Source organism: Pseudomonas sp. NPDC087336 (assembly GCF_044744285.1).
GTDB lineage: Bacteria > Pseudomonadota > Gammaproteobacteria > Pseudomonadales > Pseudomonadaceae > Aquipseudomonas.
In genome coordinates this window covers 242,338-263,899 of record NZ_JBIUYA010000002.1, presented here as the reverse complement: position 1 = coordinate 263,899, position 21,562 = coordinate 242,338, and the positions used below count along the sequence as shown (strand labels likewise).

The 21,562-nt window shown below is 61.3% G+C and carries 15 protein-coding genes; 8 read left to right on the top strand and 7 right to left on the bottom strand.

Translation table 11 applies throughout. From position 1 onward, the window contains the following. From ACIO0C_RS03625 to ACIO0C_RS03610, 4 genes are all read right to left on the bottom strand, one after another. Complete coding sequence (locus ACIO0C_RS03625) at window positions 1–948, bottom strand: transporter (protein ID WP_401307911.1); 948 nt, start codon at window positions 946–948, stop codon at window positions 1–3. 43 nt (window positions 949–991) lie between these two features. After that, window positions 992–2,443 carry a DUF1254 domain-containing protein gene (locus tag ACIO0C_RS03620; RefSeq protein ID WP_401307909.1) on the bottom strand — a complete coding sequence of 484 codons (1,452 nt, stop codon included), beginning with the start codon at window positions 2,441–2,443 and terminating at the stop codon, window positions 992–994. Window positions 2,444–2,454: 11 nt separating this feature from the next. Further along, window positions 2,455–3,246, bottom strand: a complete 792-nt coding sequence (locus ACIO0C_RS03615; RefSeq protein WP_401307907.1) for a hypothetical protein — start codon at window positions 3,244–3,246, stop codon at window positions 2,455–2,457. A gap of 359 nt (window positions 3,247–3,605) precedes the next feature. Further along, window positions 3,606–4,031 carry a YciI family protein gene (locus ACIO0C_RS03610; RefSeq protein ID WP_401307904.1) on the bottom strand — a complete coding sequence of 142 codons (426 nt, stop codon included), beginning with the start codon at window positions 4,029–4,031 and terminating at the stop codon, window positions 3,606–3,608. A gap of 232 nt (window positions 4,032–4,263) precedes the next feature. Here ACIO0C_RS03610 and tpx point away from each other — a divergent pair, with 232 nt between their 5' ends. The 7 genes from tpx to ACIO0C_RS03575 all read left to right on the top strand — a co-directional run bounded on the left by tpx (window position 4,264) and on the right by ACIO0C_RS03575 (window position 17,417). Continuing rightward, the gene (gene tpx, locus ACIO0C_RS03605; protein ID WP_338580704.1) at window positions 4,264–4,764 is read left to right on the top strand and encodes a thiol peroxidase; all 501 of its coding nucleotides are present in this window, start codon (window positions 4,264–4,266) and stop codon (window positions 4,762–4,764) included. A 443-nt stretch (window positions 4,765–5,207) separates the two neighbouring features. Then, complete coding sequence (locus ACIO0C_RS03600) at window positions 5,208–6,524, top strand: MdtA/MuxA family multidrug efflux RND transporter periplasmic adaptor subunit (RefSeq protein WP_401307901.1); 1,317 nt, start codon at window positions 5,208–5,210, stop codon at window positions 6,522–6,524. Next, entirely contained in the window at window positions 6,521–9,625 is a 3,105-nt protein-coding gene (locus tag ACIO0C_RS03595) for an MdtB/MuxB family multidrug efflux RND transporter permease subunit (protein WP_401307898.1), read from the top strand. The genes ACIO0C_RS03600 and ACIO0C_RS03595 overlap by 4 nt, the downstream gene beginning before the upstream one ends. Next, window positions 9,622–12,729, top strand: coding sequence for an efflux RND transporter permease subunit (locus tag ACIO0C_RS03590; RefSeq protein WP_401307895.1), 3,108 nt, complete (start codon window positions 9,622–9,624; stop codon window positions 12,727–12,729). Before ACIO0C_RS03595 ends, ACIO0C_RS03590 begins: the two co-directional genes overlap by 4 nt. Beyond that, the gene (locus ACIO0C_RS03585) at window positions 12,726–14,207 is read left to right on the top strand and encodes an efflux transporter outer membrane subunit (protein WP_401307892.1); all 1,482 of its coding nucleotides are present in this window, start codon (window positions 12,726–12,728) and stop codon (window positions 14,205–14,207) included. Before ACIO0C_RS03590 ends, ACIO0C_RS03585 begins: the two co-directional genes overlap by 4 nt. 290 nt (window positions 14,208–14,497) lie before the next feature. Further along, a complete protein-coding gene (locus tag ACIO0C_RS03580) occupies window positions 14,498–16,579 on the top strand; it encodes a putative bifunctional diguanylate cyclase/phosphodiesterase (protein ID WP_401307890.1) in 2,082 nt (693 codons plus the stop codon). Window positions 16,580–16,670: 91 nt separating this feature from the next. Beyond that, the gene (locus ACIO0C_RS03575; RefSeq protein ID WP_401307888.1) at window positions 16,671–17,417 is read left to right on the top strand and encodes an SDR family oxidoreductase; all 747 of its coding nucleotides are present in this window, start codon (window positions 16,671–16,673) and stop codon (window positions 17,415–17,417) included. A 123-nt stretch (window positions 17,418–17,540) separates the two neighbouring features. Here the strand turns inward: ACIO0C_RS03575 and mapR are convergent, their stop codons facing one another. The 3 genes from mapR to ACIO0C_RS03560 all read right to left on the bottom strand — a co-directional run bounded on the left by mapR (window position 17,541) and on the right by ACIO0C_RS03560 (window position 20,916). Then, entirely contained in the window at window positions 17,541–18,950 is a 1,410-nt protein-coding gene (mapR, locus tag ACIO0C_RS03570; protein WP_401307885.1) for a GntR family transcriptional regulator MpaR, read from the bottom strand. A gap of 106 nt (window positions 18,951–19,056) precedes the next feature. Further along, complete coding sequence (ccoG, locus tag ACIO0C_RS03565) at window positions 19,057–20,487, bottom strand: cytochrome c oxidase accessory protein CcoG (RefSeq protein ID WP_401307882.1); 1,431 nt, start codon at window positions 20,485–20,487, stop codon at window positions 19,057–19,059. A gap of 195 nt (window positions 20,488–20,682) precedes the next feature. Then, on the bottom strand, window positions 20,683–20,916 hold the full coding sequence (locus tag ACIO0C_RS03560; protein ID WP_401307879.1) for a DUF3203 family protein: 234 nt from the start codon (window positions 20,914–20,916) through the stop codon (window positions 20,683–20,685). Window positions 20,917–21,055: 139 nt separating this feature from the next. Between ACIO0C_RS03560 and ACIO0C_RS03555 the strand changes: the two genes are divergently transcribed. After that, window positions 21,056–21,559: an MgtC/SapB family protein gene (locus tag ACIO0C_RS03555; RefSeq protein WP_401307876.1), complete on the top strand. Its 504-nt coding sequence runs from the start codon at window positions 21,056–21,058 to the stop codon at window positions 21,557–21,559. Window positions 21,560–21,562: the final 3 nt, after the last annotated feature.

The window sequence follows — 21,562 nt, the reverse complement described above, 5'->3', positions numbered from 1 at the left end:
CTAGAAAAACGCCAACGTCAGGTTGACCGAAAAACCATTGCCCTCGGGCCGGTTCTTGGTGTCGAACTCCGGGATCCAACGGGCGTTGAAATTGGCCTGGGCATCGGCGAACTTGCCCTGCCAGCCAAACGTCGGACCGGCACCCACCGAACGCCCGCGAAAGCCGCTTTCGGCGCCTGACCCGGTGTCGTCGGTGAGTTGCTGGATGTAACCCGCCGCCAAACCGGCGTTCCAGCCGTTACCGAAACCGTGGGTCCACAGGGCGTCGAGGGTGAAGATGTCGCCGTTTTGATAATCCGTGGCGTCGTTTTCGGTATAGAACTCAAGCCCCCCGGACAGGGTGAACTCGCCGCCCTTGCCGTCGAGGTGGGTGAAGGCCACGGTGGGCATGAAGGTGTAATTGTTCTGGCCGGCGTTGGCGAGGCGATCATCGTTATAGGCGCCGGTCGGCACGTAGATCGGCAGCGAGAGCGAGAGGTGGTTGACCTCGTCGAAGTGGTAGCCGGCGGCGATGGGCGTCACCAGCATGTCGGCAAACTGCGTGGCTTTATCTTCTGTGCCCAGGGTCCTGCCGCGTGGGCCGGTGATGCTCGCGGTAATGTCGGTGTATTGCACCGGCACGCCGATGGCCGAGGCGTAGTTCCAGCTACCCTTGCCGGTATCCCAGACATGGGTGAAGTTGGCCATGGTGTAGGACACTTTCAGGTCCAGGCCGGTACTCAGGGCGCCTACTATCGGCACCTGGGTATTGCCCTTGAGCTCGCCGTCGTACCAGAAACTGCTCAACGACATCACCCAGCCGGGTTCCGGGGGCACGATCCCGGCATTGGAAAATACCTGCAGGCCGGTCATCGGCCGGCCACCACCCCCTTCAGCCGCCAGCAACGACGGGCTGACGCCTACCATGCACAAGGCCAACAGCGGACGTACAACAAAAGCCCTGACCATCAACGACTCCATTTACCTGTTTTGTTTAATTCAACACTCGGCGTCATTCCACAGTCGTGATGTCGTCGAGTTTCCAGCTCTTGTCGAAATAGGGCAGGGTCGGGGCATACAGGCGGAAATAGCTGAACCAGTGTTTGCCCGGCAGGGTTTGCACCCAGTTGTTTTCGAAACCCTCTGGCGCGGTGGGCCCGAAGTACAGGTCCACCGAACCATCGGCGTTCATTTTTAGATCCTGGCGCGACGACAGGTCGGCTTTGCGCTGCGGGTTGTCGATCAGGCAGCGGCTGTCGATGTCATACACCGTCAGCGACCAGAACTGCTTGGCCGGCGGGTTGGCGCCGACGTGCAGGCGGTAGCTTTTGGCACCGTCGAGCCAGTTGCCCTTGGCATCGGTATAGGCGCCGAGGTAGGTCTGGCCCAGCCCCGGGGTTTTCGACACCATGCCCTTGGTGTTGGTGACCGCCTCGTAGAACCAGGCGCTGCGTTCCCATAACTGGTCGTAATAGGCAACACGCTGGGAAGGATCGGTGATGTTCAACACCTTGTCCCACTGGCGGTCCGGCCAGTATTGGGCGCCGGGGAAACGCTTGGCGAAGGTATTGGCCTTGGCGATCAGCTCGCCGATCTGTGCACCTTGTTCCAGGGCCTTGCGTTGATTGGCATCAGGGTTGAAGGGCTGGTCCTTCTCGATGCCCAGGCTGGCAAGCATGGCCATGTAGAAACGATCACGTTCGTTGACCGGTTCTTTCTGGATGATCTGGTGCAAGCGTTCCCAGTACGCCATTGCCCGTGGCTGGGTGCCGGACCAGGCTTTGCCGCCGGGGGAGAGCAGTCGGGTCTGGCCAGGCTCCCCACGCTTGGCGTAGGGGTACATCCTGAATTGTCCGACCAACGCCTTGCCTTTGGCCGGGTCGGGATCGAGCACGCGAAATCCCACCAGCACGTTCATGGTCTGCGACTTGGCCAGGTAATACTTGCCAGCATCCGCCGGTGGCTCGGCGCCCGGTGGCAACACCAGGTATTTGCCGCCCTTGCCTTTGTCCGGGCCGGTCTGGCCCATGTCGATGATCGCGCGTTGCCAGAAATCGCCAACACCGCCTGCGGTCGGCCCGGGGGGCAGCTCGATCACCAGCGGACCGGTTTCATTGAGATTGACGAAACCCAGGATGTAGGGCGTGGTGGCGTTGGCGGTGATGACGCCGAGCTTGTCTTCGTAACTGTCGAGCACCATCAGGTCGCCACTGCGGGCACCCAGCTTGTCGCTGAATTCTTGTTGCCATTGTGCGTAGGACACCAGCGGCAACGCCCACAAGTAACTCTGGGTGGCTTGCTGGAAATCCAGTTCGGCATAGAGCTTGGCGATGGATTCATGGGCCGGCAATTCACCTTCCATGGCGATCTGGCCGATTCGTGTATCCGGGTCCTGGGCACCGACCCCGCAACTGACGAACATCGTCATCAGGCTGAAACCGGCTGCGCGAATCGCACCGTGCATAGGGGGAATCCTTATTTGCCGAAGGTGGCGTTGAGGCCGACGAATAGCGTGAATTGAGGCATGCCATCGCCTTTTTTCTCGACGGTCCATTGCGGTTCGATGAAGGTGTTGAGGATATTGGACCCGTCTTTCCACACTTTGCCGCCACCCAAACCGAGTGGGATGTAGTGGGTGTCGTTCTTCAGGTCGAATGTCCAGATGCCGGTGGAGCGCAGGTACCAGCCTTTTTCCAGGTTATGGATGATGAAAGGCTGCATCGTTGCGCTTTCGACGTGGGGCCGGTCGTGGTCACCGGCGAACGAACTCTGGTATTGCACCAGCGCGCCCAGCAGCCCGCGGGGTGAAGAGTCGATAGCGACCGCCGCCAGGCCGCCTTGCCATTTGCCCGTGCCGAGTTCGTCCTGGTCGGCAGTGGGGGCGGTCAGCAACGGGCCGATGCCCAGCTGCACGCCTTCGGTCTTCACCAGGAAAATATCGAACAGGTTCAGGTCACCTTCACCGGTGCTGTAGCCACTGTTCGGGTCCGGGTGGGTACTGATCGGCGCCGTGGCGCGGATCAATTGCGGCACGCCAATGTAATCGTTGGGCGCAATCGGCAGCGTGCCGCGTATCAGCAGGTCATTGCTATGGATATTGGAGTCGTAGTACCTGGGGGTGTAATAGTCCTGAGCGCTCATGCCTGGCGCGAAGTTCAGCGGGTTGTTGCTTTTGTTGGCGGTCTCGGCGTTGTCCGCCTGGGCGCACAAAACAGGCGCAAGTGAAGCCACCAAAAGACAGGCGTGGATCCCCATTTTGTTTGTCATGATTCCCCGATTCCTTGGTGGCTCATTTGGACAACCCGGCACTTGGCGGCCGTTACGACGTAGTCTCTTTCTGATCAAGCCTGTAGGACACGTCTCTTGAACCTAGCAGCTATATGGGGGTTAGCCAGTCCAAGGGATTAATTCTTTGGTTTTTTGTATAAGTTTTTCGATGTTTTTGTGTACTAAAAAGTTAATGCGAATCAAGGGATTGGAAAACAGAGCTCGCCATCGATATGAACATGATGGCGGGCCTGGTCGGTTTTTTTGTGGCGAGGCGGTAGTGGTGGCTAAGGGCAATCAAGATGATCCAGCCCCCGCTATTCGCAGCTATCAATGTGGAGCAATCAATAGTCAGGATTTCAGCCTTTCTTCCCCGGCCCAAACGCCCGCTCTTCCTGCTCGCGCAACTCCGGCGTTAATTGCGCGCCGAAATCCTCCAACTCGAACACCTGGCGGATCTCGATCTCGGCGTCGGTGCCCGGCATCGGGTTGGGGCAGCGCTTGACCCATTCGATGGCTTCTTCTTTCGACTTCACCTGCCATAACCAGTAGCCGGCGATCAGTTCCTTGGTTTCGGCGAAGGGACCGTCGATCACTGTGCGTTTGTCACCGCTGAAACGCACACGGGCGCCTTTGCTGCTGGGGTGCAGGCCTTCGCCAGCGAGGAGGATGCCGGCCTTGGCCAGTTCTTCGTTGTAGTTGCCCATGGCGGTGAGCAGTTCGGTGCTGGGCATGATGCCGGCTTCGGAGTCTTTGCTCGCCTTGATGATGATCATGAAACGCATGGTGTGGTCTCCGCAGGATTGGGATTGTTCACTTATAGTCGAATGATCTGCGGCTGAATCGACAGCGGTGGGTCAACAAATTTTCGGAGTTTGGTGTAAGCAGGCACCCACGCCGGTTTTGTGCACCGACACATGACAATTTGTATCCACCCCATAGGTCACCGGCGCATTTCGTGGTTAACTTCTGCCTCTTCAAAATTCTCCACCACCAACGTTCAGAAGGACTCCGTTCATGGCTCAAGTCACTCTTAAAGGCAACCCGGTTCAAGTCAACGGCCAACTGCCTCAAGCCGGTTCCAAGGCGCCAGCCTTTTCCCTGGTTGCCGGCAATCTGTCCGACGTCACCCTGAAAGACTTCGCCGGCAAGCGCAAAGTGCTGAACATCTTCCCAAGCGTCGACACCCCGACCTGCGCCACCTCCGTGCGCCAGTTCAACGCCAAGGCGAGCAGCGTCGACAACACCGTGGTGCTGTGCATCTCCGCAGACCTGCCGTTCGCCCAAGCCCGCTTCTGCGGCGCCGAAGGCCTGGAAAACGTGCAGAACCTGTCGACCCTGCGCGGTGCCGAGTTCATCGAGAACTACGGCGTTGCCATCGCTGACGGCCCGCTCAAAGGCCTGACCGCCCGTGCCGTGGTGGTTCTGGACGAGAACGACAACGTGCTGCACAGCGAGCTGGTCAAGGAAATCGCTGAAGAACCGAACTACGAAGCGGCCCTTGCCGTTCTGAAATAAGTCTACTTTTACAATTGTTAACGGCCTAGGGGGACGTTCTCAATTGATTTCCTCGCCGCGTTGTCGCCTTAAAGCGGGCCAGGCAAGGCGCAGGCCGCTGGGAATGGTTGTTCCCTTTCCAAGGCCTGCAACGCAGCCTGGCCCGCTTTAAGGCTCAACCCGAAGGGCCGGGCCTGCTGTTGTGCAGGGCTGCGTTGCTCGAAGCTTATTTGGAATGACCAAACCGCGCTTCTCGCGCCTTGCCCTGCACAACAGCAGGCCCGGCGCGGCGTGGAAATCAATTGTTAACGTCCCCCTTGTCCAGGCCGTTTTCATTTGTGTATCAGTGTCTTGGATAAATCTCCTGTTACGTAAGCCGAAGGTAAATTGCCGGTAAAGGCGCTTTGCTTATCACCCACCAGTGCTTATCGTTCAGCCTCATGTAAAACAAGCCCACGCGCCCAATGGTTGATCACTCAATGCAATCCTCTGCTTCCCGTAGTCCTCGTCGCTGGCTGTTTGGCCTGCTTGTCCTGTTGGTCATCGCTGCCCTGTGCTGGAAATTCTGGCCCGGTAGCGCTGCGCCGAAAGAGGGCGCGGGGCAAAAAGCCGTCGCCGGGCACACCGGCCGGCCAGGCGGGATGCGGCCAGGGTTCGGCGGGGCGGCAGGGCCGGTTCCGGTGCGCGTTGCGCCGGCGGTCACGGGGGATTTTCCGCTGTATTACAAGGCGCTGGGTACGGTGACGGCGCTGAACACCATCAACGTGCGCAGCCGTGTCGGCGGTGAGCTGATGAAGATCTATTTCGAGGAAGGGCAGATGGTCAAGGCTGGCGATCTGCTGGCCGAAATCGACCCGCGTCCTTACCAGAACGCCTTGCTCCAGGCGGAAGGCACCTTGCTGCAGAACCAGGCGCAGTTGAAGAATGCCCAGGTGGATGTCGAGCGTTATACCGGCCTGTACCGTGAGGACAGCATCGCCAAGCAAACCCTGGACACCGCCGTAGCGCTGGTCGGTCAATACCAGGGCACGGTCAAGACCAACCAGGCGGCGGTCAACGACGCCAAGCTCAACCTTGAATTCACCCGGATCCGCGCGCCGATCGCCGGGCGTGTCGGCCTGCGTCAGCTGGACGTCGGCAACCTGGTGGCGGCCAACGACACCACGGCGCTGGTGATCATCACCCAGACCCAGCCCATCAGCGTCGCCTTCACCTTGCCGGAAAACAGCCTCGACGTGGTGCTGGCCCGCTATCGCAGCGGTGCCAAGCTGCCGGCCGAGGCCTGGGATCGCGGCGACACCAAGCTGCAAGCCACCGGCGTGCTGCAGAGCCTGGACAACCAGATCGACGTCACCACCGGCACCCTGAAATTCAAGGCGCGCTACGAGAACCGCGACCAGGCGCTGTTCCCCAACCAGTTCGTCAACGTGCGCCTGCTGGCCGACACCCTCAAGGGCGTGGTGCTTGCGCCTTCCGCGGCGATCCAGTTCGGCACCAACGGCACCTTCGTCTATGCCCTGGACGGCGACAAGAAGGTCAAGATCCGCCAGTTGAAAATCGGTGCCAGCGACGGCGAGAACACCGTGGTCACCGAAGGCCTGTCCGCCGGTGAGCGGGTGGTGCTGGAGGGCACCGACCGCCTCAAAGACGGCAGCGACGTGGAAGTGGTCAACGACCCGCAGCAAGTGCCGACCAACCCGGCCGGCCACCTCCAGGGCAAAACGGCGGCCACCACGACTGAACCGGCACCCGCCGACAAGGCGAAAAAGGGCGGCGCATGAATCTCTCGCGGCTGTTCATCCTTCGCCCGGTAGCGACCACCCTGAGCATGCTGGCCATTATCCTGGCCGGCGTGATCGCCTATCGCCTGCTGCCGGTGTCGGCCTTGCCCCAGGTCGATTACCCGACCATTCGCGTCATGACCCTGTACCCCGGCGCGAGCCCGGACGTCATGACCAGTGCCGTGACCGCGCCGCTCGAGCGCCAGTTCGGGCAGATGCCCGGCCTGACCCAGATGGCGTCCACCAGCTCCGGCGGCGCTTCGGTGTTGACCCTGCGCTTCAGCCTCGACATCAACATGGATGTCGCAGAACAGCAGGTACAGGCGGCAATCAATGCCGCGACCAACCTGTTGCCCAAGGATTTGCCGGCACCGCCGGTGTATAACAAGGTCAACCCGGCCGACACCCCGGTGCTGACCCTGGCCATCACCTCCAAGACCATGCTGTTGCCCAAGCTCAATGACCTGGTCGACACCCGCATGGCGCAGAAGATCGCCCAGATCAGCGGCGTCGGCATGGTCAGCATTGCCGGTGGCCAGCGCCAGGCCGTGCGGATCAAGGTCAACCCCGAAGCCCTGGCGGCCAACGGCCTGAACCTGGCGGACGTACGCACCCTGATCGGCGCGTCCAACGTCAACCAGCCCAAGGGCAACTTCGACGGCCCGACCCGGGTCTCGATGCTCGATGCCAACGATCAACTGACCTCGCCCAAGGACTACGCCAACCTGATCCTGGCCTATGCCAATGGCGCGCCGTTGCGGCTCAAGGACGTGGCGGAAATCGTCGACGGCGCCGAGAACGAGCGCCTGGCGGCCTGGGCCAACGAAAACCAGGCGGTGCTGCTGAACATCCAGCGTCAGCCCGGGGCCAACGTCATCGAAGTGGTGGACCGGATCAAGGCCTTGCTGCCGAGCATCACCGACAACCTGCCGGCCGGCCTCGATGTCACGGTGCTGACTGACCGCACCCAGACCATCCGCGCCTCGGTCACGGACGTGCAGCACGAATTGCTGATCGCCATCGCCCTGGTGGTGATGGTCACTTTCCTGTTCCTGCGCCGGGCCAGTGCCACGATCATCCCGTCGGTGGCCGTGCCGCTGTCGTTGATCGGCACCTTCGGCGTGATGTACCTGGCCGGCTTCTCGGTCAACAACCTGACCCTGATGGCCCTGACCATCGCCACCGGCTTCGTGGTGGACGATGCGATCGTGATGCTGGAGAACATTTCCCGGTTCATCGAAGAGGGCGACAGCCCGTTGAACGCGGCGCTCAAGGGCGCCAAGCAAATCGGCTTCACCCTGATCTCCCTGACCCTGTCGCTGATTGCCGTACTGATCCCGCTGCTGTTCATGGCCGACGTGGTGGGGCGGCTGTTCCGCGAATTCGCCATCACCCTGGCGGTGGCGATCCTGATTTCCCTGGTGGTGTCCCTGACCTTGACCCCGATGATGTGCGCTCGGCTGCTCAAGCGTGAACCCAAGGAAGAAGAACAGGGCCGTTTCTATCGTGCGAGCGGCGCGGCAATTGATTGGATGATCGCGGCTTACGGACGCAAGTTAAAGTGGGTTCTCAAGCATCAACCCCTGACACTGCTGGTGGCTATCGGTACCCTGGCGTTGACGGTGTTCCTGTACATGGTGGTGCCCAAGGGCTTCTTTCCGGTGCAGGACACCGGGGTGATCCAGGGCATTTCCGAGGCCCCGCAGTCGATTTCCTTCGCGGCGATGAGCGAGCGTCAGCAGGAACTGGCCAAGGTGATCCTGGCTGATCCGGCGGTCGAGAGCCTGTCGTCCTACATCGGCGTCGATGGTGACAATGCGACGCTCAACAGCGGCCGGCTGCTGATCAACCTCAAATCCCACGGTGACCGCGACCTGAGCGCGTCGCAAGTGATCGCGCGCTTGCAGCCGGAGCTGGACAAACTGATCGGCATTCGCCTGTTCATGCAGCCGGTGCAGGACCTGACCATCGAAGATCGGGTCAGCCGTACGCAATACCAGTTCAGCATGTCGTCGCCGGATTCGCAGCTGCTCAGCCTGTGGAGTGGGCGCCTGGTCGAAGCGCTGGCCCAGCGCCCGGAACTGACCGATGTCGCCAGCGACCTGCAGGACAAAGGCTTGCAGGTCTACCTGGTGATCGATCGCGACGCCGCGTCGCGGGTCGGGGTGTCGGTGTCGAACATCACCGACGCGCTGTACGACGCCTTCGGCCAGCGGCAGATTTCCACCATCTACACCCAGGCCAGCCAATATCGCGTGGTGCTGCAATCGCAGTCCGGCGAGAAGATCGGCCCGCAGGCGCTGGACCAGATCCACGTCAAGACCACCGATGGCGGGCAGGTGCGCCTGTCCAGCCTGGCGCATGTCGAAGAGCGCCAGGCGCAACTGGCGATCACCCACATCGGCCAGTTCCCGGCGGTAATGATGTCGTTCAACCTGGCCCCCGGCGTGGCGCTGGGGCAAGCGGTAGAGATCATCGAGCAGGTGCAGCAGGACATCGGCATGCCGATTGGCGTGCAGACCCGGTTCCAGGGTGCGGCCGAAGCCTTCCAGGCGTCGCTGTCGAGCACCTTGCTGCTGATCCTCGCGGCGGTGGTGACCATGTACATCGTGCTGGGCGTGCTCTACGAGAGCTATATCCACCCGATCACCATTCTGTCGACCTTGCCCTCTGCGGCGGTCGGCGCCTTGCTGGCGTTGATCCTCAGCGGCAATGACCTGGGGATGATCGCGATCATCGGCATCATCCTGCTGATCGGCATCGTGAAGAAGAACGCGATCATGATGATTGACTTCGCCCTCGACGCCGAGCGCAATCAGGGCATGGACCCGCAAACGGCGATCTATCAGGCGGCCCTGCTGCGTTTCCGGCCGATCCTGATGACCACCCTGGCGGCGTTGTTCGGCGCGGTGCCGTTGATGCTGGCCACCGGTTCCGGCGCGGAATTGCGTCAACCGTTGGGCCTGGTGATGGTCGGTGGCCTGCTGTTGAGCCAGGTGCTGACCCTGTTCACCACGCCGGTGATCTACCTGTACTTCGACCGTCTCGGTCGACGCTGGGGTCGCAAGCCTGAGCCAGCGCAAGCGGTAGAGCAGCCATGAACCTGTCGGGACCTTTCATCAAGCGCCCGGTCGCGACCATGCTGCTGAGCCTGGCGATCATGTTGCTGGGCGGGGTCAGCTTCGGCCTGTTGCCGGTGTCACCGCTGCCGCAAATGGACTTCCCGGTGATCGTGGTGCAGGCCAGCCTGCCCGGCGCCAGTCCTGAGGTCATGGCCTCGACAGTGGCCACTCCGCTTGAGCGTTCCTTCGGCGCCATCGCCGGGGTCAACACCATGAGCAGCCGCTCCAGCCAGGGCTCGACCCGGGTCATTCTGCAATTCGACCTGGACCGCGACATCAACGGCGCGGCGCGGGAAGTGCAGGCGGCGATCAACGCCTCGCGCAACCTGCTACCCAGCGGTATGCGCAGCATGCCGACCTACAAGAAGATCAATCCGTCCCAGGCGCCGATCATGGTGCTGTCGCTGACGTCGGACGTTCTGGAAAAAGGCCAGCTCTATGACCTGGCCTCGACCATCCTGTCCCAGAGCCTGTCGCAGGTGCAGGGCGTCGGCGAAGTGCAGATCGGCGGCAGCTCCCTGCCGGCGGTGCGCATCGAGCTCGAACCCCAGGCACTCAACCAGTACGGCGTGGCCCTGGACGATGTGCGCAATACCATCGCCAATGCCAACGTGCGCCGGCCCAAGGGCTCGGTCGAGGACGATCAGCGCCTGTGGCAGGTGCAGGCCAACGATCAACTGGAAAAAGCCAAGGACTACGAGTCGCTGATCATCCACTACGCGGACGGCGCAGCCCTGCGCCTGAAGGATGTGGCCAAGGTCAGCGACGGCGTCGAGGACCGCTACAACAGCGGTTTCTTCAACGACGATTCGGCGGTACTGCTGGTGATCAACCGCCAGGCCGGCGCCAACATCATCGAGACGGTCAACGAGATCAAGGCCCAGTTGCCGGCGTTGCAGGCCGTGCTGCCGGCCAGCGTCAAGCTGAACCTGGCCATGGACCGCTCGCCGGTGATCAAGGCCACGCTGCACGAAGCGGAAATGACCCTGCTGATCGCCGTGGCGCTGGTGATCCTGGTGGTGTTCCTGTTCCTGGGCAACTTCCGTGCATCGCTGATCCCGACGTTGGCGGTGCCGGTGTCGCTGGTCGGCACCTTTGCCGTGATGTACCTGTATGGTTTCTCGCTGAACAACCTGTCGCTGATGGCCTTGATCCTGGCCACCGGGCTGGTGGTGGACGATGCCATCGTGGTGCTGGAGAACATCTCCCGGCACATCGACGCGGGTATGCGGCCGATGAAGGCGGCGTACCTCGGCGCCCAGGAAGTCGGCTTCACCCTGCTGTCGATGAACGCGTCGCTGGTGGCGGTGTTCCTGTCGATCCTGTTCATGGGCGGGATCATCGAGAGCCTGTTTCGCGAGTTCTCCATCACCCTGGCGGCGGCCATCGTGGTGTCGCTGGTGGTTTCGCTGACCTTGACGCCGATGCTCTGTGCCCGCTGGCTCAAGCCGCACACGCCGGGCCAGGAAAACCGCCTGCAACGCTGGAGTCAGCGGGCCAACGAATGGATGGTCGGCAAGTACGCCACCAGCCTCGATTGGGTGCTGCGCCACCGGCGCCTGACGTTGCTCAGTCTTTTAGTAACAATTGGCGTGAACATTGCGCTGTATGTCGTTGTTCCTAAAATATTTCTTCCGCAGCAAGACACTGGACAACTGATCGGTTTCGTGCGGGGCGATGACGGTTTGTCGTTCAGTGTGATGCAACCGAAAATGGAGACCTTCCGCCGCGCCGTGCTCAAGGACGACGCGGTGGAAAGCGTCGCCGGTTTCATCGGTGGCAGCAACGGCACCAACAATGCGTTCATGCTGGTGCGTCTCAAGCCGATCAAGGAACGCAACCTTTCCGCGCAAAAGGTCATCGAGCGCCTGCGCAAGGAAATGCCCAAGGTCCCCGGCGCGCAGCTGATGCTGATGGCCGACCAGGACCTGCAGTTCGGTGGTGGCCGCGAACAGACCTCGTCGCAGTACTCCTACATCCTGCAAAGCGGTGACCTGGGCGCGCTGCGCGAGTGGTATCCGAAAGTGGTGACCGCGCTCAAGGCGCTGCCGGAACTGACCGCGATCGATGCCCGCGAAGGCCGCGGCGCCCAGCAGGTGACGCTGATCGTCGACCGCGACCAGGCCAAGCGCCTGGGCGTGGACATGGACATGGTCACGGCAGTGCTCAACAACGCCTACGCCCAGCGGCAGATCTCGACCATCTACGACAGCCTCAACCAGTACCAGGTGGTGATGGAGGTCAATCCCAAGTACGCCCAGGACCCGATCACGCTCAAGCAGGTGCAGGTGATCACCGCGGACGGCGCGCGGATTCCGCTGTCGACCATCGCTCATTACGAGAACAGCCTGGCAGACGATCGGGTCAGCCATGAAGGCCAGTTCGCCTCGGAAAGCATCGCCTTCGACATGGCCGAAGGCGTGACCGTGGAGCAGGGCAGTGCCGCCATCGAGCGGGCGATTGCCTCGGTGGGGCTGCCGGAAGACGTCATCGCGAAAATGGCCGGCACCGCCGATGCCTTCGCCGCGACCCAGAAGAGCCAGCCGTGGATGATCCTTGGCGCGCTGGTGGCGGTGTACCTGGTGCTGGGCGTGCTGTATGAAAGCTATATTCATCCGCTGACCATTCTTTCCACCTTGCCTTCGGCGGGGGTCGGCGCGCTGCTGTCGATCTATGCCCTGGGCGGAGAGTTCAGCCTGATCTCGTTGCTCGGCCTGTTCCTGCTGATCGGCGTGGTGAAGAAAAACGCCATCCTGATGATCGACCTGGCGTTGCAGCTTGAGCGCCATCAGGGCATGGCGCCGCTGGAGTCGATTCGCAACGCATGCCTGCAACGTTTGCGGCCGATCCTGATGACCACCCTGGCGGCGATCCTCGGCGCCTTGCCGCTGTTGCTCAGCCGCGCTGAAGGCGCGGAAATGCGCCAGCCGCTAGGCCTGACCATCATCGGAGGGTTGATTTTCAGCCAGGTGCTGACCCTTTACACCACCCCGGTGGTTTATCTCTATCTCGACAAACTGCGCCATCGCTTCAACCATTGGCGTGGGGTGCGTACCGATGCTGCTCTGGAAACTCCGCTATGACTGACCGTTCGCTGTTCAACCTGGCTACACCGCTGATCACCGCTCGAGGCTCGCGGTTGCTGAGCCTGACGCTGTGCGTGGCGATGCTCAGTGCCTGCGCCGTCGGCCCGGATTACCAGCGCCCGCAAACCGCGGAACCTGCGCAGTACAAGGAAGCGGCCGGCTGGACTCAGGCCAATCCGAGCGACGCCCTGGCCCGCGGTGCGTGGTGGGAGCTGTACGGCGACCGGCAACTCAATGGTCTGATCGAGCAACTCAACAGCGCCAACCAGACCGTTGCCCAGTCCGAGGCCCAGTACCGCCAGGCCCAGGCCTTGGTGCGCAGCGCCCGGGGCGCGTTTTTTCCGACGGTGGACCTGACCCTGGGGAAAAACCGTTCCAGCCAGGGCACCGGCAGCAGCAGTTCCAGCCTGACCAGTTCGTCCAGCGGTATTCGTGACACCTATACCGCCCAGGCCGGGGTCAGTTGGGAGGCCGATGTCTGGGGCAAATTGCGCCGCGGTCTCGAAGCCGACACGGCCAATGCCCAGGCGAGTTTTGCCGACCTGGCGGCGATGCGCCTGAGCCAGCAGTCGGAACTGGTGCAGAACTACCTGCAATTGCGCGTCATGGACGAGCAGAAACGTTTGCTGGAAGCGACCGTCGCGGCTTACCAGCGTTCGCTGAAAATGACCGAAAACCAATACCGCGCCGGGGTTTCCGGCAAGGACGCGGTGGCCCAGGCCCAGACGCAACTCAAGGGCACCGAGGCGGACATGGTCGATCTGATCTGGCAGCGTGCCCAGCTGGAAAACGCCATCGCTGTGCTGATCGGCCTGCCGCCGGCGCAATTCAGCCTGGCGCAAACACAGAGCATCCCGGCCTTGCCTGATGTGCCACTGAGCCTGCCTTCGCAACTGCTGGAACGCCGCCCCGACATCGCTTCGGCGGAACGCTCGGTCATCGCCGCCAACGCCAACATCGGCGTGGCCAAGGCCGCTTACTACCCGGACCTGACCCTGAACCTGAACGGTGGCTACAGCAGCAGCACGTCGAAAGACTTGTTCAGCCTGCCAAACCGGTTCTGGTCGGTCGGCCCGCAACTGGCCATGACCTTGTTCGACGGAGGCCAGCGTTCGGCGGAAGTGGATCGCAGCGAAGCGGCCTACGACGAAACCGTGGCCAAATACCGCCAGACCGTACTCGACGGTTTCCGGGAGGTGGAGAATTTCCTGGTCCAGCTCAAGGTGCTGCAGGACGAAGCCGTGGTGCGACAACAGGCGCTGGACGCGGCCCGTGAGTCGTTGCGACTGACCGAGAACCAGTACAAGGCGGGGGTGATCGCCTACCTCGATGTGGTCGTGGTCCAGGCCGCGGCATTGAATAATGAACGCAGCTCCCTGGACCTGTTGCAGAGCCGCCTGATCGCCAGTGTGCAGTTGATTGCGGCGCTGGGTGGCGGCTGGGACGGGCAGCTTCAGGTGACTGATAACCCCTGACCATCGGCATTCACTGTAGGAGCTGGCTTGCCAGCGAAGGCCATCTTCCAGCAAACGAATTTGTCGGCTGACCCCCCGCTTTCGCTGGCAAGCCAGCTCCTACAAAACCGGTATTGCCAGGTGCAGATTCGGTTTGACGGACTTAATGTAAAACCTTAAAACAAGCGTTTCATCGAGTTGCTGGCCTTTTGCTCATTTTGTGAGTGCGTTCTCATTTGGAATCAGTACAATCGGCCGGATTTACACCTCCGAGAATGGAAGCAGTACGGGGGTGATTGCGAGACACCTCCATGCTCATCGGTAGTTATTCCCCAACGCTGGTCATTATTTCGCTCTGCGTAGCAATACTCGCGTCATACACTGCGCTGGACCTGACCGGACGCATTGCCACGGCCAAGGGCCGGGCGGTGCATTGCTGGACGGCGGGCGGCGCGTTTGCCATGGGTATCGGCGTATGGTCGATGCACTTCATCGGCATGCTCGCTTTCAAGCTGCCCATCGACCTGGGGTACGACCTCTCCATCACCTTGCTGTCGCTGTTGATCGGCATCCTGTCATGCGGCTTCGCCCTGTGGCTGGTCAGTCAGGCACGGTTACCGGCCTGGCAGCTGGCGTTCGGTGCGCTGGTCATGGGTGCCGGCATCAGTGCAATGCATTACACCGGCATGGCGGCCATGCGCATGCAGCCGGGCATCGACTACGACCCGACGCTGTTCAGCGCCTCATTGCTGATCGCGGTCGGTGCCTCCGGCGCTGCACTGTGGATTGCGTTCCGCCTGCGCCAGCCCACGCCTTATGTACGTCTGGTCCGCGGTGGCGCGGCGGTGATCATGGGCATTGCCATCGTCGGCATGCACTACACCGGCATGGCCGCCGCGCAATTCCCTGCGGGCAGTTTTTGTGGCGCCGCCGCCAATGGCCTGAGCGGCAACGGCCTCGACAACCTGGTACTGATCACCACCCTGGCGGTATTAAGCATCGCCTTGCTGACCTCGATCCTCGATGCGCGCCTGGAAGCCCGAACCGCCAACCTGGCCCAGTCGCTGACCGAAGCCAACCGCGAACTGACCCAGCTGGCCTTGCACGACACCCTGACCGGCCTGCCGAATCGGGTGTTGCTGGCCGACCGTATCGATCAGGGGATCTCCAGGGTCGATAACGAAGGAGGTTGCCTGGCGTTGATGTTCATCGATCTCGATGGCTTCAAGCCGGTCAATGACGCCTTCGGCCACCATATGGGCGACCAGCTGCTGCGCGAAGTCAGCCTGCGCCTGCGTGAAGACCTGCGGGGCCAGGACACCCTGGCGCGCATCGGTGGCGATGAGTTTGTGCTGCTGGTGCAATTGAGCGAGCCGGACGACGCGATGAACCTCGCAGCCCGCCAGGTGAGCCTGATCGCCCGTTCATTCCGGGTGGCCGAGCATGATCTGCAGATATCCGCCAGCGTCGGCATCGCCCTGTATCCGGGCAATGGCCAGACCGCTCACGAATTGCTGATGAACGCTGATGCGGCGATGTATCACGCCAAGGGTACGGGTAAGAACGGCTACAGCTTCTTCGATGCCTCGATGAACAGCAACGCGCGCAAGCAGCTGCAACTGCTGCAAGACCTGCGCAATGCTGTGGACCAGAATGAGTTCAGTCTGCACTACCAGCCCAAGTTCGATGCCCACAACGGCCGTCCGGTGGGGGCCGAAGCATTGTTGCGCTGGGAGCATCCGACCCAGGGCATGCTGTTGCCGGACAAATTCATCGAGCTGGCGGAGAAGACCGGGCTGATCATTCCCATCGGCGAATGGGTCCTCAACGAAGCCTGCCGCCAGATGCGCGAGTGGTATGTGCTCGGCTACACCGATTGGCGCATCGCGGTGAACCTCTCGGCCTTGCAATTTTGCCATGTGGGCCTGGTGCAGAGCGTCGCCAAGGCCCTGGCCACCCACCATTTGCCGGCCAACAGCCTGACCCTGGAAATCACCGAGACCACGGCCATGAACGATGCCGATGCCAGCATGACGGTGCTGCAGGAGCTGTCGGACATGGGCGTTGACCTGTCCATCGACGACTTTGGTACTGGCTACTCCAGCTTGATGTACCTCAAACGCCTGCCGGCCAACGAGCTGAAAATCGACCGCGGTTTTGTCCGCGACCTGGAGCGTGACAGCGATGACGCCGCCATCGTTTCAGCCATTGTCGCCCTCGGCCAGGCACTGGGCTTGCGGATTGTCGCCGAAGGCGTGGAAACGGGCTCGCAGCAGGACTTCCTGACCCAACTCGGTTGCGATTCGCTGCAGGGCTATCTGCTGGGGCACCCGTTGCCGGCCGAACGCTTCATGAAGGAAATCCACCGCAGCGAGCAATTGGAACTGGCTTGATCTGGCCGGACCGATGACGGTGCCATGCAAAATCCGTAAATGGCGGTTATTCTCCCCCCGACTGCATAGGCTTGAAAGGGGGAATGCTTGCATGGACAAAGTCATGGTCATCACTGGTGCCAGTCGTGGTATTGGTGCCGCTACAGCGCTGTTGGCCGCCAAACAAGGCTATCGGATCTGCATCAACTACCAGGCCGATGAGCAGGCGGCGCAAACGGTACTGGACCAGGTCCGGGCCTTGGGTGCCCAAGCCATCGCCGTGCGCGCGGACGTCAGCATCGAAGACGAAGTCATCGCCTTGTTCAACCGGGTGGACAGCGAGCTGGGGCGGGTCACGGCGCTGGTGAACAACGCCGGCACCGTGGGGCAAAAATCCCGGGTCGACGAAATGTCCGAATTCCGCATCCTCAAGATCCTCAAGACCAACGTGTTGGCGCCCGTGCTCTGCGCCAAGCACGCCATCTTGCGCATGTCGCCCAAGCACGGCGGGCAGGGCGGCAGCATTGTCAACGTCTCCTCGGTCGCCGCGCGTTTGGGCTCACCCAACGAGTACGTCGACTACGCAGCCTCCAAGGGTGCGCTCGACACCTTTACCATTGGCCTGTCCAAGGAAGTGGCGGGTGAGGGGATCCGGGTGAACGCCGTGCGTCCGGGCTACATCTACACCGATTTTCACGCGCTGAGCGGCGATCCGGATCGGGTCAGCAAGCTCGAATCGGCCATTCCAATGGCCCGTGGCGGGCGGCCGGATGAGGTGGCGGAGGCGATTGTGTGGTTGTTGTCGGACAAGGCGTCTTATGCGACGGGGACCTTTGTCGATCTTGGCGGCGGGCGTTAACGCTTCAGATTTGCGTCGTTGAACCTGCCCCCCTTCGCGAGCAGGCTCGCTCCCACAGGTGACCGCGTAACCCTGAGGGAGCGAGCCTGCTCGCGAAAGCGATCTACCACGCAATAAATAACTTCAGAACGACCGCACAATCCGCCCCAGCGTCTCCATCGCCTTTTCCGCTGCTTCATCCCAGGGGCTCCCATAATTCAACCGGATGCAATTCCTGAAGCGCTGCGTTGGCGAGAAAATCGGTCCCGGCGCAATGCTGATCCCTTGCGCCAACGCCATCTGGAACAACTTCAGCGAATCCATCTGCTCGGGTAATTCCAGCCAGAGGAAGTAGCCGCCAGCGGGTTGACTGACGCGGGTCTGCGCCGGGAAATAGCGGGCAATGGCCGACAGCATGGCGCTTTGCTGTTCCTCCAGGGCATAACGCAACCTGCGCAAATGCCGATCATAACCCCCGTGCTGCAGGTAGTCGGCAATGGCTGCCTGGGCCGGCATCGAAGCGCAAAGGGAGGTCATGAGTTTTAACCGCTCGATCTTCTGTGCATACCGCCCGGCGGCGACCCAGCCAATGCGGTAACCCGGGGCCAGGCTCTTGGCGAAAGAACCACAGTGCATCACCAATCCTTCGGTATCGAACGCTTTTGCCGGTTTTGGCGCCTGTTGGCCGTAATAGAGTTCGGCGTAGACGTCGTCTTCGATCAACGGCACTTGATGGACGCGCAGCAATTCCACCAGTTCGCGTTTTTTTGCCTCGGGCATGGTCGCGCCCATGGGATTCTGGAAACTGGTCATGCACCAGCAGGCTTTGATCGGGTGGCGTTCCAGGGTTTGCGCGAGCACACCGAGGTCGATGCCGTCGCGCGGGTGCACGGGGATTTCCACGGCCTTGAGTTTCAAGCGCTCCAGCACTTGCAGGCAGGCGTAGAACGCCGGGGCTTCGATGGCCACCAGGTCGCCTGGCTGGGTCACGGCTTGCAGGCACAGGTTCAGCGCTTCCAACGCACCGTTGGTGATCAGCAATTCTTCCATGGGCAGCATCAAGCCGCCCACCATGTAGCGCAGGGCAATTTGTCGGCGCAGTTGCGGGTTGCCCGGCGACATGTCGGTGACCACCATGCGCGGGTCCATGTCCCGGGCAGCACTGGCCAGCGAGCGCGACAGGCGCTGCAGCGGAAACAGCGTCGGGCTGGGGAATGCCGAGCCGAAGGCTACGGTGTTCGGGTCCTTGATCGATTCGAGGACCGAGAACACCAGTTCGCTGACATCGACTTCGGTGGATTCATTGACCTGGCTGCTGATCACCGGCTCGGAAAACGGCCGCGGTGCATGGGCGTTGACGAAGTAGCCGGAGCGCGGTCGGGCGCGAATCAGGCCGCGCCGCTCGAGCAAGTAATAGGCTTGGAACACCGTGGACGGGCTGACCCCATGGGTCTGGCTGGCATAGCGCACCGACGGCACGCGCTGACCTGGCCCGAGGACGCCGGTGCGGATCAGTTCAGCGATATCATCGGCGAATTTTTCGTAGCGTTTCATCTAAGTCCCGGTTTGCAGTCAGTCTGGGAAATCGGTGGAAATTTCATCGCTGGCAAGCCAGCTCCTACAAAATCACGCCAACCTGTAGCGAAGGCATTCTAGAGGCTCAACGATTCATCGGCGCAACAAACCGGCTCTTGGCCACGCTAAAAATGCCCGGCTCATCACCGTCGACAATCTTGAAACTGATGCTCTGCGAGCTGCTACTCGGCCGCTGCGTGGTCATCGCCACCGACACCGGAACTTCGACAATCTCACCCGGCGCCAGGCTCAGTTCGGTCATGCCCTGCAGCTGGAACCCATCGCCATCCACCAGCGTCAGGCGGTAGTCCTGGCGTTGCTGGGTCTTGTTGATCACCTTGAGGCTGTAGATGTTTTCGATCTGCCCCACACTATTCTCGCGGAACAGGCCGCGGTCCTTGCTGACGTCCAGCGACACCATCGGCCGCTCCATCAGCGCGACGACCAGCGCAGCGATCATCACCAGCAGAACTGCGGTGTAGCCGATCAATCGTGGCCGCATCAGATGGGTCTTGCCGCCTTGCAACTGGTGCTCCGAGGTATAGCTGATCAACCCGCGCTCGTAGCCCATCTTGTCCATGATCGAATCACAGGCGTCGATGCACGCCGCGCAACCGATGCATTCCATCTGCAAGCCGTCGCGAATGTCGATGCCGGTGGGGCAGACCTGCACGCAGAGCTGGCAATCGATGCAGTCACCCAGGCCGACCTCGGCCGGCTTGACCTCACGCTTGCGCGGGCCACGGTTCTCGCCACGGGCCACGTCGTAGGAAATGGTCAGGGTGTCCTTGTCGAACATCACGCTCTGGAATCGCGCATACGGGCACATGTGCATGCACACCGCTTCGCGCAGCCAGCCGGCATTGATGTAGGTGGCGCCGGTGAAGAACAGCACCCAGAACAGGCTGACGCCGCCCATTTGCCAGGTCAGCAGTTCTTCGGCCAGCGGGCGGATCGGCGTGAAATAGCCGACGAAGGTCAGGCCGGTCAGCAGGCTGATGGCCAGCCACAAGCTGTGTTTGGCCGAGCGGCGCAGCAGTTTGTTCAGTCCCCAGGGCGCCGCTTGCAGTTTGATCCGCTGGTTACGTTCGCCTTCGGTGATCTTCTCGCACCACATGAAAATCCAGGTCCAGGAGCTCTGTGGGCAGGTGTAGCCGCACCAGACGCGCCCGGCGAACACGGTGATCGCGAACAGGCCGAACGCGGCAATGATCAGCAGTGCCGAGAGCAGGATGAAATCCTGCGGCCAGAACGTCGCGCCAAAAATGTGGAATTTGCTCTCGGAAAGATCCCAAAGCACCGCCTGGCGACCCCCCCAGTTCAACCACACGGTGCCGAAGAACAGCATGAATAAAAAGCCGGCGCCGCTAATGCGCAGGGAGCGGAACAGGCCGGTGAAACTGCGGGTGTGGATCAGGTTATCGCTGGACTTGGCCTTCATCTTTGGTCGTGAAGGTTCGAAAGTCTTGACTACGGGGGCGCTTTCCAGGGTTCGGACGGGGATTCTATCGCTCATGGTCTGTCGCTCATCAGCCTCCATCAGGCAGGAGCACTATGAGCGGCGATCTGTTTGCATAACAGACTCAGGTATTGCTTTAAAAACCGGATCAGATGCCTGCGGCAGGCTTCACTGCGACAAGTTGAAGCACCTGACGCGGCGGAAGCGGGGCGGTTAAAAAAGGCGTTTTCGAGGCTTGTTGATTCGGATCAGTCAAATTACCGAATCACTGTCGGTGGCCTTCAAATGGCGGCGACCATCCACTGCACCTGCTACGGTCAAGGCATCGGCTTCTGCTTCAGTGATGTAGATACGCTGGCCGTTGAGGTCGACCGCCGACATGGCTTTGTCTGCGTCAGTGATGATGGTCACATCGGGACACAGGCGAATTTCCTCGCCGTTTTCGGTGATAAAGAAACAGGCTTCGTTCTCGATGCGTACGGTCATGACGTAATCCTTGTTTTTTACGACTGATGAAACATTAGGGTGTTGGCAACGACCATCGTTCTGTGCAACTGATTAATGGTCGGCGCGGTCCATCTTCCATGATCCTTTGCAAGGCTCTTACTCTTACAAGGAAAGCGCCATGAACGCCTGGTGGCATGAAGTCTGGGTGACCCTGCAAGCCGAATTCGCCGACATCGGCGATGCCTCGCAATTGACCCGAATCACCGTGCGCCTGCTGATGGCCGCGGTTCTGGGTGGCATTCTCGGCTTCGAGCGCGAGCAAAAGGGCAAGGCGGCGGGGGTGCGCACCCACATGTTGGTGGCACTTGGCGCGGCGCTGTTCGTGCTGGTGCCACAGATGTCCGGCTCCCAGGCCGACGCCATGAGCCGGGTCGTCCAGGGTGTGATAGCCGGGATCGGCTTCCTCGGTGCCGGCACCATCCTGAAAAACCAGGACGGCGACGAAGGCCACGTCAAAGGCCTGACCACCGCCGCCGGTCTGTGGATGACCGCTGCCATTGGCGTGTCTGCCGGGTTGGGGCGGGAAGCGACGGCGGTGTTGAGTACGTTGTTGGCATTGCTGATTCTCGGCGTGATGCCCAGCATTGTGAAGATGCTGGAGAAAGACAAAAACCAACTGTAGGAG

What these genes read in the sequence shown, in the direction of transcription:
- ACIO0C_RS03620 (WP_401307909.1), bottom strand. Translation starts at nt 2,443, where the DNA reads ATGCACGGTGCGATTCGCGCAGCCGGTTTCAGCCTGATGACGATGTTC.
- tpx (WP_338580704.1), top strand. Translation starts at nt 4,264, where the DNA reads ATGGCTCAAGTCACTCTTAAAGGCAACCCGGTTCAAGTCAACGGCCAA.
- ACIO0C_RS03585 (WP_401307892.1), top strand. Translation starts at nt 12,726, where the DNA reads ATGACTGACCGTTCGCTGTTCAACCTGGCTACACCGCTGATCACCGCT.
- ACIO0C_RS03580 (WP_401307890.1), top strand. Translation starts at nt 14,498, where the DNA reads ATGCTCATCGGTAGTTATTCCCCAACGCTGGTCATTATTTCGCTCTGC.
- ACIO0C_RS03555 (WP_401307876.1), top strand. Translation starts at nt 21,056, where the DNA reads ATGAACGCCTGGTGGCATGAAGTCTGGGTGACCCTGCAAGCCGAATTC.
- ACIO0C_RS03560 (WP_401307879.1), bottom strand. Translation starts at nt 20,916, where the DNA reads ATGACCGTACGCATCGAGAACGAAGCCTGTTTCTTTATCACCGAAAAC.
- ACIO0C_RS03625 (WP_401307911.1), bottom strand. Translation starts at nt 948, where the DNA reads ATGGTCAGGGCTTTTGTTGTACGTCCGCTGTTGGCCTTGTGCATGGTA.
- ACIO0C_RS03595 (WP_401307898.1), top strand. Translation starts at nt 6,521, where the DNA reads ATGAATCTCTCGCGGCTGTTCATCCTTCGCCCGGTAGCGACCACCCTG.
- ccoG (WP_401307882.1), bottom strand. Translation starts at nt 20,487, where the DNA reads ATGAGCGATAGAATCCCCGTCCGAACCCTGGAAAGCGCCCCCGTAGTC.
- ACIO0C_RS03600 (WP_401307901.1), top strand. Translation starts at nt 5,208, where the DNA reads ATGGTTGATCACTCAATGCAATCCTCTGCTTCCCGTAGTCCTCGTCGC.
- mapR (WP_401307885.1), bottom strand. Translation starts at nt 18,950, where the DNA reads ATGAAACGCTACGAAAAATTCGCCGATGATATCGCTGAACTGATCCGC.
- ACIO0C_RS03615 (WP_401307907.1), bottom strand. Translation starts at nt 3,246, where the DNA reads ATGACAAACAAAATGGGGATCCACGCCTGTCTTTTGGTGGCTTCACTT.
- ACIO0C_RS03590 (WP_401307895.1), top strand. Translation starts at nt 9,622, where the DNA reads ATGAACCTGTCGGGACCTTTCATCAAGCGCCCGGTCGCGACCATGCTG.
- ACIO0C_RS03575 (WP_401307888.1), top strand. Translation starts at nt 16,671, where the DNA reads ATGGACAAAGTCATGGTCATCACTGGTGCCAGTCGTGGTATTGGTGCC.
- ACIO0C_RS03610 (WP_401307904.1), bottom strand. Translation starts at nt 4,031, where the DNA reads ATGCGTTTCATGATCATCATCAAGGCGAGCAAAGACTCCGAAGCCGGC.